Annotated in this window: 12 protein-coding genes; 1 reads left to right on the top strand and 11 read right to left on the bottom strand. The window is 40.3% G+C overall.

The genetic code is table 11. The features are described from left to right. Positions 1-34: 34 nt before the first annotated feature. From aliA to B3R63_RS04080, 4 genes are all read right to left on the bottom strand, one after another. Positions 35-1,669 (bottom strand): cyclohexanecarboxylate-CoA ligase, encoded by a 1,635-nt coding sequence (gene aliA, locus B3R63_RS04095; protein ID WP_286728387.1) that lies wholly within the window; start codon positions 1,667-1,669, stop codon positions 35-37. Positions 1,670-1,717: 48 nt separating this feature from the next. Further along, complete coding sequence (aliB, locus tag B3R63_RS04090; protein ID WP_286728386.1) at positions 1,718-2,875, bottom strand: cyclohexanecarboxyl-CoA dehydrogenase; 1,158 nt, start codon at positions 2,873-2,875, stop codon at positions 1,718-1,720. A gap of 12 nt (positions 2,876-2,887) precedes the next feature. After that, on the bottom strand, positions 2,888-3,670 hold the full coding sequence (gene badI, locus B3R63_RS04085; RefSeq protein ID WP_286728385.1) for a 2-ketocyclohexanecarboxyl-CoA hydrolase: 783 nt from the start codon (positions 3,668-3,670) through the stop codon (positions 2,888-2,890). A gap of 75 nt (positions 3,671-3,745) precedes the next feature. Continuing rightward, entirely contained in the window at positions 3,746-4,510 is a 765-nt protein-coding gene (locus tag B3R63_RS04080; protein ID WP_286728384.1) for a glucose 1-dehydrogenase, read from the bottom strand. Positions 4,511-5,009: 499 nt separating this feature from the next. On the opposite strand from B3R63_RS04080, the gene B3R63_RS04075 reads away from it, so the two are divergent. Further along, a complete protein-coding gene (locus B3R63_RS04075; protein ID WP_248088487.1) occupies positions 5,010-5,492 on the top strand; it encodes a MarR family winged helix-turn-helix transcriptional regulator in 483 nt (160 codons plus the stop codon). 96 nt (positions 5,493-5,588) lie between these two features. Here the strand turns inward: B3R63_RS04075 and B3R63_RS04070 are convergent, their stop codons facing one another. The 7 genes from B3R63_RS04070 to B3R63_RS04040 all read right to left on the bottom strand — a co-directional run. Beyond that, positions 5,589-5,942 carry a hypothetical protein gene (locus tag B3R63_RS04070; RefSeq protein ID WP_005406411.1) on the bottom strand — a complete coding sequence of 118 codons (354 nt, stop codon included), beginning with the start codon at positions 5,940-5,942 and terminating at the stop codon, positions 5,589-5,591. Then, a complete protein-coding gene (locus B3R63_RS04065) occupies positions 5,939-7,456 on the bottom strand; it encodes a PepSY-associated TM helix domain-containing protein (RefSeq protein WP_286728383.1) in 1,518 nt (505 codons plus the stop codon). Before B3R63_RS04065 ends, B3R63_RS04070 begins: the two co-directional genes overlap by 4 nt. After that, positions 7,457-7,741 carry a hypothetical protein gene (locus tag B3R63_RS04060; RefSeq protein ID WP_286728382.1) on the bottom strand — a complete coding sequence of 95 codons (285 nt, stop codon included), beginning with the start codon at positions 7,739-7,741 and terminating at the stop codon, positions 7,457-7,459. A gap of 73 nt (positions 7,742-7,814) precedes the next feature. Further along, positions 7,815-10,013 (bottom strand): TonB-dependent receptor, encoded by a 2,199-nt coding sequence (locus tag B3R63_RS04055; RefSeq protein WP_286728380.1) that lies wholly within the window; start codon positions 10,011-10,013, stop codon positions 7,815-7,817. A gap of 199 nt (positions 10,014-10,212) precedes the next feature. Next, complete coding sequence (locus B3R63_RS04050; protein ID WP_286728379.1) at positions 10,213-10,812, bottom strand: GNAT family N-acetyltransferase; 600 nt, start codon at positions 10,810-10,812, stop codon at positions 10,213-10,215. Further along, a complete protein-coding gene (locus B3R63_RS04045; RefSeq protein WP_286728378.1) occupies positions 10,812-11,462 on the bottom strand; it encodes an RraA family protein in 651 nt (216 codons plus the stop codon). The genes B3R63_RS04050 and B3R63_RS04045 overlap by 1 nt, the downstream gene beginning before the upstream one ends. A 14-nt stretch (positions 11,463-11,476) precedes the next feature. Then, positions 11,477-12,157, bottom strand: a 681-nt coding sequence (locus B3R63_RS04040) for a (2Fe-2S)-binding protein (RefSeq protein WP_286728377.1), incomplete at its 5' end; no start/stop codon positions are given.

Here is a 12,157-nt window from a genome sequence, read left to right as displayed (position 1 = left end):
AATAAGTTGATTTTCTAAGTTATTATTTTACAGTTTACTGCAATAACTCTCTCAATTTAAATTTCTGGATTTTCCCTGAGGGTGTCATGGGAATTTCTTCCCAGATTTCTAAACGTTCAGGAATATATTGTATGGCCAGATTATGGGTTTTAAGAAAATCAACCAGTTCATTTAAACTCAAAAGCTGTGCTGGATCTTTTAGTTTGATAATCGCACAGGCACGCTCACCAAGCCTTTCATCTGCATAAGCCACCAATGCCACTACAGCGATATTTGGATGCTTATATAATAGTGACTCAATTTCTGCAACCGGAATATTTTCCCCACCGCGTATAATTACATCCTTTTTGCGTCCACAAATCCGGATGTATCCCTGCTCATCCTGATATGCGATATCTCCGGTATCAAACCAGCCCTCAACATTTGTATCATTTAAATGTGGGCGTTTTAAATAACCTCCAAAACTGGAACATGAACGAATTATTAAACGGCCGGCTTCATTAACAGTTTTACTCTGCCCTTTTTTATCCACGATCTTGATTTCAACACCTGGCAATGCAATTCCATCAGTATTGAAAGAGCGTTCATCCTTATCTTCAGGTCTGGTTAGTGTTACAGCGCCACATTCAGTCATACCCCAAGCTGATATGACTTTAACACCCAGAGTTTCCCGGGCTTTTTGCACCAATGGACCTGGAATGGGTGCACCGGCACAGAGGAAAATCTTTAGTGAATCGACTTTATCATGCTGTTCTGCCACGGTACTGGACAAATCATTCAAAAATGGTGTCGAGGCCATGGTGAAATTCACCTGATGCTGATGAATCAGGTCCACGGCTTTGGCTACATCCCAAACATCCTGCAACACCATTTTGGTATTTAGCTGAATCGGCATCATCAGGCCATACATAAAACCGGTCTGGTGTGCCATTGGTGAAGCCATTAATACCACATCATTTTCGGTTAAATGTAGCCGCTTCGCATAAGGCACAATATTGGAAAATAAGGTATTGGCAGTATGCATCACGCCTTTCGGTTCACCGGTCGTGCCTGAGGTAAAGATCAGCTGGGTAATGTCATCCGGGCCAGATTCCAGTCCATCCAGTGCAGCAACTGCTGAAGCATCCTGTTCCAGACTATGATTGAGTAACAGATGATCAAAATTATTCTCGCCTTCACCATTGACCACCACTACATGCTTCAAGCTATCCAGCTTGTTTTGCAGCTGATTGGCCAGCTGTTCATGATTAAAATTGCGGAACGTTTTAGGTACAACAAAAACTTTGGATTCACCATGTTTGAGCATGAATTCCAGTTCACGTTCACGGAAGATCGGCATGAGTGGATTGAGTACTGAACCGATACGGCTGCAAGCCAAGTAAAGCAAGGTAAATTCCCACCAGTTCGGCAACTGGCAGGACACTACATCATTTTTTTCAACACCTAGCTGTTTCAGACCCAGCGCAATTTTATTGGTCATGTCCCAAAGCTGCTGATAGCTGAAAGTCTGTTCAGTTTGATTCTCGACCTTAACGCTGACTAAAGCTGTTTTGTCCGAATTCTTTTCTACGGCACTGCGTAAAAAATCGAGTATTGTCTGGTTTAACCAGTATCCCTGTTTAAGCATGGCCTCTTTTCTGGCCGGGATCAGAACCGCATCGAAATCCATTCGCTTACTCCTCATTATAATTTTAGTTCAGGCCTGTGCTTATTTTCCTTAAGCCGGAACAGCCTTACGACCTGCTTTATGCCGCGCAATAATGGTTTTCATGATTTGTGCTGTTCCATCACCAATCTGGAAACCAAGTACATCCCGCATACGCTGTTCCATCACACCACGGTCATAACCAGCATGGCCAAAGGTCAACAGACATTGATGAATTACATCATAGGTCAGTTTTGGCCCCCACCATTTACACATACCTGCTTCAGAGGTATGTAGCAGATGATTGTCCTTGAGCCATAAGGTTTGCAGGCAAAGTAAGCGTGCCGCTTCAACCTGGGTTTCGTATTCTGCCAGTGGATGTGAAACTCCCTGAAAAGCAGTCAATGGCTGACCAAAAGCTTCACGTTGGGCTGCATATTCCCAGGCTTCATCCAGACTCACCCGGGCAACGGCCAAAACCTGTAAACCGATCAGCGCACGAGAAAAATCAAAGCCCTGCATCACCTGCACAAAACCTTTGTTTTCATCCCCTAGACGGTGATTTACGGGTACGCGAACATTGTCAAAAAAGATTGAACCGCGACCAATGGCGCGCTGACCATGACAGTCAAAACGTGTGGTACTGATGCCCGGTAAATTCATTGGAACTAAAAGCGCTGTCACGCCATGTGCGCCATTTTCATTGGCACCAGTACGACCAAACACTACAGAAGCATCTGCCTGATCGGCCGCAGAAATTGAAGTCTTTTCGCCGTTAATGACATATTCATCGCCATCACGTTCAATCTTCAAACGCAAGTTCGCTGCATCAGAACCGCCTCGCGGCTCGGTCAAAGCTATTGAAAAGATAGCTTCGCCTGCAGTGAGTTTTTTCAGCCAAGGCTCAACGACTTCTGGCTGACCATGTTCGGCCAGAATCTGCCCATTTAGGGAAGCAAGCAGGTTGATATAGGAGAAACTTAAATCTGCTTTGGCAATCGCTTCATGGATAATTCCAGCCGCCAGTCTGCCCATGCCCTGACCGCCGTATTGTTCCGGCAGTTCAGGTGCAATAAAGCCCATTTCACCCATCTTTTTGACCAGATCACGGTCAAAGATTCGGCTTTGGTCTCGTTCCAAAAAGCCTGGGGCAATATATTTCTGGGCAAATTTTTCTGCTGTTTCTGCCAAAAACTCGAGCTCTTCAGTGATATAAGGATTCTTTTTCATGGATCAGTCTCCTTATTTGGCATACTTACGGAATTCAGGCTGACGTTTTTCTTTCAGTGCATTGACTCCTTCACGAGACTCTTCAGTATCGTAATAAAGTTTCAGCGCATACATGCCCATGCCAGCAATACCTGCCTGATGTGCGGTATCCATATTGAAACTGCGTTTGGCAATTGCAATGGCAGTCGGACTACGCTGACAAATTTCCTCTGCCCAAGCCTGCACTTCAGCGTCCAGTTGATCGGCCGGTACGCATTTATTCGCCAAGCCCATTTCAACAGCTTCCTGACCAGAATAACGGCGGCACATATACCAGATTTCACGGGCTTTCTTTTCACCTACCATACGTGCTAAAAATGCCGTTCCATAGCCCGGATCAACCGATCCCATTTTCGGACCAACCTGACCAAAAATGGCTTTGTCTGAACAGATGGTCAGGTCACAAATGGTTGCCAGCACATTGCCACCGCCAATCGCATAGCCTTGTACGCGTGCTATTACCGGTTTAGGCACATCACGGATGGCGGTATGTAATTCTTCCATTGGCAAACCGATCGTGCCGCGGCCATCATAATTACCGTCATGTGCAGACTGATCGCCACCGGTACAGAAGGCTTTCTCCCCCGCGCCTGCCAGTACAATTGCACCAACGTTGCGATCATAGCCCGCTTTATTCAACGCCTTGATCAGTTCGTCACATGTGGTGCCACGGAAGGCATTCAATTTTTCTGGACGGTTAATCGTGATCCAGGCAACACCGTTTTTAACTTCATATAAGATATCTTCAAAATTCATTTTCTTTACATCCTGTACTGTTTTTATCTATCTGGTTGAACTGTGATGGTTATGAAATTCAATGATGATGTCCGTTTAACCGTTCATGGTTAAACCGCCAGAAACACTGAGTACCTGCCCGGTAATAAAGCTGGCGTCATCACTCAAGAAAAAGGCAATGGCAGAAGCCAAATCATCGGGTTGACCCAAACGCCCTAGTGGAATGGCACGAATAAAGGCTTCACGTAATTTTTCCGGATTTGATGCGCCTTCAGTGACGCCTGCAAGCAAAGCCGTATCGGTGGGTCCCGGACAAATCACGTTTATTTTGATGTTGTGGCGTGAATGCTCACGTGCCAGCGTTTTAGAGAAAGATAATAATCCACCTTTACAGGCCGCATAGACTGCTTCACCTGAAGAACCGACACGGGCTGCATCCGAGGCAATATTGACAATGCTACCGGAATTGCGTTCTACCATGCCTTTTAGCACAGTAAAGTGCATATTCAGCATACCGACCAGATTGATCTGGATCAATTTTTCCCATTCCTGCGGATTGGTTTTAACAAAAGGTTTAAAAATATCCCAGCCGGCATTGTTGACGAGTCCATCAATTGGACCGAGTTCAGTTTCGGTTTTTTGAACTGCCTGCTCAACTACATCACTTTGGGTAATATCACACTGAATTGCCAGTGCCTGACTGTATTGATTGATTTCATTCGCCAGCTTTTCAGCCGCTTCCAGATTCATATCAAAAATGGCAACTTTGGCACCTTCCTCCGCCAGACGTCGGCAGGTGGCTGAACCAATTCCGCCTGCACCACCTGTCACAATCACAACTTTGTCTTTTAATCCTTTCATTGCTCATCCCTACGCTATTTTGTTGTCGAATTTAATCGGCTGTTGTTCTAATTCGGTGTGTTTTATCTAAAATAGAAAGAGATTGAATTTATGTCAACATATTTACATAAAATAATATTTATAAATTATTATTTATATATTTATCAACAAGTTAATATTTTTATTTATTCAACGTATTGACCTATATTGGTTTTTGGCTTTAGATTAATTTGAATCTGACCTCACTCTAGAGCCCAAATATATCTTTTGCATGACAGATAATTTATTCCTTTAAAATTAGGAAGAAAACCTTAGATATTTGGCGAGTGAGCACAATGGAAGTGAGGAGAAAAAGAGAGATTTCCAGGCCATAAAATTGATCGACTCAGAATTTAAATAGGAAAATTTCTGCAAAAACACTATAATTTTTAAAACAAATGATAAAAGAAACTGATTAAAGCGAAAAAGCGATAGGATATACTTTGCAGCATTCGGCTCTTTGGTTTGAGAATGTCCCATAGTGAGTGATACTTTGTCAAAAAAATATGATCAATCCTTATATTCTGCACATAACCGGCTTTTTTTCCGGCTGTTTCAGGTGGGCAACAGCCTGGACCGCAAATGCCTCAATGAGTTAAAAATATCTCCTGTCCATTGGGCAGTAATGGGTGCGCTATCGCGTCCTGAAGCCAGAACCGGGATGTCCTTTTCTGATCTGACTGAATATTTGGGCGTGAGCCGGCAAAATCTGGACGCAGTATTAAAACGGCTAGAACGTGACGGTCTGGTGGAGCGGGTCATTAGTGAACAGGACCGCCGTGCTAAAATTGTCGCCCTAACCATTGAAGGTTTAGAGATGTGGGATAGCTTGCAAGCTGATTTTTTTGAGTTTTATGGTCAGGCTCTAAATAAGCTTACCTTTGATGATGTAATTACCCTGATTCATTTGCTAAATAAGGTGAATGATGGACTTAAAGGCATTAAAATTCAAAATGATACCTAAAATATTTTAAGTAATTATAATGCACTTGCTTAACAATGTCTTTTTAAGAGAGTACTCTCCTTAATTAATAAGTTACTATTAAACTCTCAGTGAGATTTAAACTATAATATTATTAAATATATGAGTTAACAGATAATAAACTACCAGAAGAAATAAAAAGATCCAGATTAAAAAAAACCATTTTTTAAAATGATAGAAAAATAAAATCTGTAAAAAAAATGCTGAAGTTATAATCAAGAAAAACCAGCTGATAATTCCTACAGAAACACCATTATCCAGACAGTTCAGATATAAAGAAACGCCCATAAAAATAAACGATAATATTTTTAAAGAAGAACGAGCATGATTAAAAGCCAGGAAGTTATTATTAAGTTTTTTCATTCCAATTTGACTGGTCATACAAAGCTGCATCATTGCAACAACTGCCCATAATATTGCAACCAAACTCATTTATTCACCTTACTCATTTGTATTTTTCTAAAATAATAACAAGCAGAAATATATCCTACAGCAATAAATATAAATACGAGGTCAACGCCTGCTATAGGCCATTGCTTATGTAACCATGTATTGAGGATGAAAGCTTGTGGAGAAAAAAATACAGGACTTAATACTGTTATCAATAAAATAAAAGCAGTGAATATAAAGGCTAAAATAATAGCTTTTTGCATTTTGATCAGCATCGGAATGATTAGAATTCCAATCCAGCTTATAAAAAATGTCAGTAACTCGTACTGAACTCGATGTTCAAGATTGGTTGGTAAAACACGGTTGGCCAAAAAATACATGGCTGTTGCAAATGGCAAGCCCAAGAAAGTGAAATAGTTAAGGTAACTCACTATCTTATAACTTAATGTATGTTGCTGTTTAATGCGTTTCTTTTGCCATAATAAAGCTCCTGCGACCAGCATGATGCAACCAGCAAAACCTAAACTCGCCAATACCCATCTCATTGATTGACTGGCGTAATAACCCAAATGAATCCCATAGGTTGCCGAGCTGATTTGAGCGACAGGATGAAGATTTCTTTCATTATTTAGTTGCCTTCCAGTATTTGCTGAAAAAATAAATTGTGGATTATTGAAATTAATTATTTTTTTATATCCATAGTCGAAGGTGATTAAGGCTTCCGTAGTATTTGGATTTTTAACTTCAAATTTTTCCAGAGTAGTACCATTACTGCCCTGTTGAGGTAATTGACTGGAGAAGGTAGAGAATTCTTTTAATTGAATACCTGAAGTCGCTGCCAGTTTTGGCGGATTGATATATTGTATTTCGTTATAAAATTTTTTTATTCCATTTTCGCCATATTGTTGATTGATTCCCCAAGGCATGAGCAGATAAAAGAAAATCATGATGCCAGTAAAGGCCATAATTAAATAAAAAGGAAGTGTTACTACGCCAGTAATATGATGTAAATCTAACAAGGTTCGCTGTCCTTTAAAACTTCGAAAGACAAAGAAATCTTTAAATATTTTTTTATGGGTCAATATCCCGCTGATTAATGCAATAAGAAATAGGATGCCTATAATGATTACGAGCGTTCTACCTACTACATCTGGTAAGGGATAAAGACTGTAATGTAATTTAAAAAAGAAGTCGCCTCCCAAACTTTCTCGGGCCTCTTTTAAGATTAATCCTGTATTCGGATCTTGTATTTTATGGTACTTATTTGTTTTATCTTGCCACTCTAAAGTGTTAAAGGGCATTCGGGAATTGGTAAGATTCACCCGCCATCTTTTTGCTTCCAGGGCATGCATATTTAAATAATCATAAGCGACTCGGGCCGATTCAAAAGAAGGAGGAGGCTCTTTTAAATATAAAAAAATTTCAGGTTTAGACCAGAGGTTAATTTCAGTTCTAAAGTAGGCAATGGAGCCGGTAAAAAAGATTAAGAAACCTGACCATAGTACAACTATACCCAACCAGCTGTGCAAAGTTGCCTGTACTTGGCGAAACTGCATTTAATGTTCTCCTATTTTTTTTATTATCCAATAGCCTAGCAACAAGACATAACTCAGATAATTTATTCTCTTTTGCCATCGCTTAGAGCGCAGACCAGGAACTAATACAATATAAAAAATGAGAAAAATAAAACCCAGGAGGGCAGAAAAATAGATATTTTCAGCTTTTGCGAAAGGTAAATAATCAGGAAAAACCCAAGATATCCATACGCTATAGGCATAAGCTGCCAAGCAGATATAAAAAATCTCTCTAATAGATAACCATTCTGATTTCTTTTTATCCATTGACGTTATCTTTCATGACATCTCAAGAAATGAAGAACTATCTGTACTGCTACAGATAGTTCCTGGATAAGCATTAATAATTAATGGTATAGCTTAAGCCGAAAGTACGACCTTCAGCAGGAATCGCCAGTATAGGGTTATCATTAGTAACTGCTGCTTGTTGAGCAAATACGGTTTTGTATTGACGGTCCCACAGATTATAAAGACCAAAATCTACACGACCTTTAGCCATAGGAAAATGAGCCAAGACATCCATCGTGGTATAGCCTTTAATTTCGGCCGCACTATTGCTATCTGTTAGACCCGCCGCTTTTAATGCCTGGTCATCTTTATATGCTTTATCTGTGCCTTTAATAGCTTGTATTTGTGCGCGCACACCATAGCCTTGCTCATTGCTCCACTCAGCAAATAGAGTACCTTTCGTCGGGGAAACTGCAAAAGCATTAAGTTCATGCCAGTTATTTGCAACATCTTTATATTGTCCCCGCGTATAACCCAAAGTACCACCGACCTTATAATTTTCTATAAATGAATAACTCACAGTTGCTTCTGCTCCATAAATGCGCTGATCGGTATCGACTACATTTACTGAACGGTCAGAATTGAACTGTACTACTTTATCAGAAGTGTTATAAAAACCCGTTAGAGCCAAGTTTAAGCCCTTATCCTGATTTAAGCGCCAACCCAGTTCATAGCTGTTAACTGTAATCGGTGCAATACCTGACGTCGTTAAAGTATATCCAGCTACACCATCACGCAGTACCCGTTGTACATCAGGATAACTATAACCTTGTGAAAAGTTGGCATACACTTGCTGTATGTCCGTTAACTCATAAACTGCACCTAAATTGAACAGGAGCTTGTCAGAATCGGTAGAGTCAGCTGCCATTAATGTAATGGGTTTACGTGCAGTAAAATAACTGTCGGTATCCGCCTGAACATATTGATAACGTACACCTGCCTGAATATTTAAACGATCCGTAATGGCATAATCACCTTGTACAAATGTTCCAATATTCTGGATTCTTGTATCAGGTCCCGCACTTTCTTTTTTACCTGTAGGGGTATAAACTAAGCCATTATTACTAGGTGTATAGTAATCGGCCCACTGGTGGTCTTTTTCCCTGTCATAGTCCAAGCCATAGGTCAGCCTTAAAGCCCGGTCGGCTACCTGCAGATCAGATTGAACGGTAGAGCGAATTCCCGTATAGTCCACATTGGATTGACTTTGTTTTACGTCAACGCCATCTTTTGAATAACCATACGGTACAAAACGTGCTTTTTCATTACGGTAATACGCTTCAATATTCAAAGTTTGTCCCAGGAAATCCTGATTTTGATATTGGGTATTAAAGGCATAGCGTTCTGTGAAAGGTTGTTTATCTAAACTCCATCCTTTAATGGCTTTATATGAAGGCTGTGTACCTTTTTGCAGATAGGAATAGTCAGGGCCATATTCGGTATCCTGTTCATCATTATAATATTGTGTACCAAAACTTAAGCTTTGCTGATCGGTTAAATTAAAGTTTAAACGGCCATTCACATCAAGCGTGTTAGTATCCATCGTGCTGCCCTGCCAAGGGCTTAACGGGATACGATTGCCTTTACCATCAAACTGCGAACCTCGGCTGGTATAATCTACACCTAAAAAACCGTCCATCTTGTCATTATTAAATGAAGCGGTTTGCCCTACCTGATAAGCCAGGCTATCGCGACGGAAATTGTCAGCCGATGTCAGGCCCAACTTGGTCTGAAAACTGAAAGGTTTCGATTTATCTGCACGTTTGGTAATAATATTAATGATCCCTCCCGTTGCACCTGAACCATAAATACTGGTCGCACCTGAAACTACCTCAATATGATCAATCATATTTGGACTGATACTATTGAGCTGTCGAGCCACGTCACGCGAACCTGTTTGTGAAACTCCATTGATCATGACCAATACATTACGACCACGCATGGTTTGTCCATAATTACTGGTTGTTCCACTACTTGGTGCCAGTGAAGGTACGAGTTGCGCTAAAACATCTGCGACTTTCCGGCTCGCTCCCGCCTGTTGAGCAATATCTTCACCCTGAATAGTCTGTACTGTACCCGCAATCTCAGCAATTGTTTTAGGTGTACGGGTAGCTGTGACCACAATAGGAGAAAGTTTCATTGTTTTATCTGAATTTTTCAGCTCTTTTAATTCAGAACCAGAATCTTCCGCATATAAAAGTGAAGAAATTGCTACAGTAAGAAAACACAGACTAAATTGAGATAGTCGCATTCTTAATCCCTTTATAAGAATATTAATATTAATGCAAATAATAATAATTATTATTATCAATGTAAATTTTTTGTTGCAATATTTACTATTTTTTCACTCAACTTTTTCAAGTTACTTTATCAACTAACCTGAATCGCTAAATTTTAGAATCCGGATTTTAAAAATGGTGAAAAAATAAATTGATAAGCCCAGTTAACAATTATTTATTTAAAAAAGATTTATATCCCCCACATCTTTCATAAAATTCTTCTCTGAAACAATGATATAGAATGGCATTTTTTTCTGGCATCCTGATTTTTTTCTGCGCTTTAAAAGCAATATCTTGTGCAATGTATTCATAAGATCTGACATGTTCATCAGGTTCGCCAACAATTTTTTCTGCAGGCGAATTTTCAAAAATGAAATAAATTATCAGACGCATGACGGCTCTAAAATGCCCTTTTCCGACCACTTTTTTCTCACCTAATAGAATATGCCAGCCTAAATCGTGATCTAATGCAGAGTAATACAATGATAATCTGTCTCGCTTGGCTTCATAAATCTCCAGATAACCAACGTCCTCCCCTTCGATCTGAATAATGTAGAGCCGCTGATGGTCATCTACCTGCATTTTTTCAAAATATGCTGCCAGTTCCGATTCTGGCTTATTGAGTTGCCATTGTGGAATAACATGTGGTTCATGCATCCATTTATACAGGAGTGGAAAATCATTCGGTAAGCTTAAGGCCCGCAGTGCATAGCTGATACCTTTTTCCTGATAATTAAAGTGGTTTGGTAAGCAGGAGGATAAGGTCTTCATTAGATTATGTCTCTTTCTGAATTATTTCCGTGGTTTAGCTGGTGATAATAATCTTCAGGAGGATGTTGTTTAAAAAATTGATCACGTTTTTGCTGTTCGAGTAACTCCATATTTTGAAATTGGGCCACATATCTTTCTGCCATGTCAGGCTTTAAAATAAACACACCATCAGCATCTCCAACCATAAGGTCACCAGTGGAGATAACGGCATCAAAATAATAAATGTCCTGATCAAAATCGACCCGGCTTTTCCCTTCGGCTCGGGTAGTTAAACAACTGACCGCCTGGGCAAAAACCGGAACTTTCATGGTACGTAAGGCGCTGATATCGGTAACTGCACCCAACACCACAATTGCAGCCAGTTGATGGTAAATGGCAGCTCGATGACGCTGTTCGCCCCAACAGGCGCGATTACCGATGTTGCGCGCATCGATCACTAAGACATCACCCGTTTTACTGGCTAAGAGAGCCTCACGAATCTGCATAGCGTTAACAGAGTTTAAGGTGACTGTTCTGATTCTACCTGCTACCTGCTGAATTGAATTTACAGCATGAATACCGGGTAAATAGCCAGTATCTAAAATATGGCCGATGGTTGAACTGGAAATAGCGGAATAAGATTTTAATAAATTATTGGATAGTTCTAACATGAAGGTTGATCACTTTATGGGTGTTTATTTACTAATGGGCAACTGCCGCAGTATTCATTTTCAGCTTCAGGAAGTTGAAAATAAAAGCAGCATTTTTTACGCTGATAATTTTTAAGACTGGATTGACGGCTGTGTTGCAAGAGTAAAAACGGATTGTGTTTTAAACCAAACCGTTCAGCCTCCAGATCGAGTAGAAACTGACGTTGCATGTCGCTCTTGTAAATGTCATCGGGATTTTTGCGCTGCATCAGGTCATAGAACTGTAAAATACGCAGAGCGGTATTTTCCCAAAGCAGAAACCGTTGTACTTTTGCTACCTGACCGATCACCTGAAAAATCTGATTGAGTTCATGAAAAATCTTCAACATAAATGCTTCATAACCAGAATTTTGAGTACTTAGAGCCGTTAGAGATAAACTTGAAGCCTTAAAATTCAAATGCTGGTCCCAAGACCACGTCGGTGCCATTTGCACTGAAAGTGCTGACAGCTGCCAAGATAAATTTAGCTGTTCAGTGAGCAGGGCATATAGATAAGGAAATAGCAGCGGAACAGCCCAATATTTTATGAACATTGAACCTGAACAGGTCAGGTTTAAGGCCTGAATACGGGACTGAAATTCACCCAATACCATTGCACAGTGCCGGGGCTCTAATAAATCTGCAAAGCTCAATGCATTGTGCTCATGTAAATTTAT

Origin of the sequence: Acinetobacter sp. UBA1297 (genome assembly GCF_002307755.1) — a bacterium.
Lineage (GTDB): Bacteria > Pseudomonadota > Gammaproteobacteria > Pseudomonadales > Moraxellaceae > Acinetobacter > Acinetobacter radioresistens.
The sequence above is the reverse complement of the archived record's forward strand: the minus strand, read 5'-3'. Positions and strand labels throughout refer to the sequence as shown.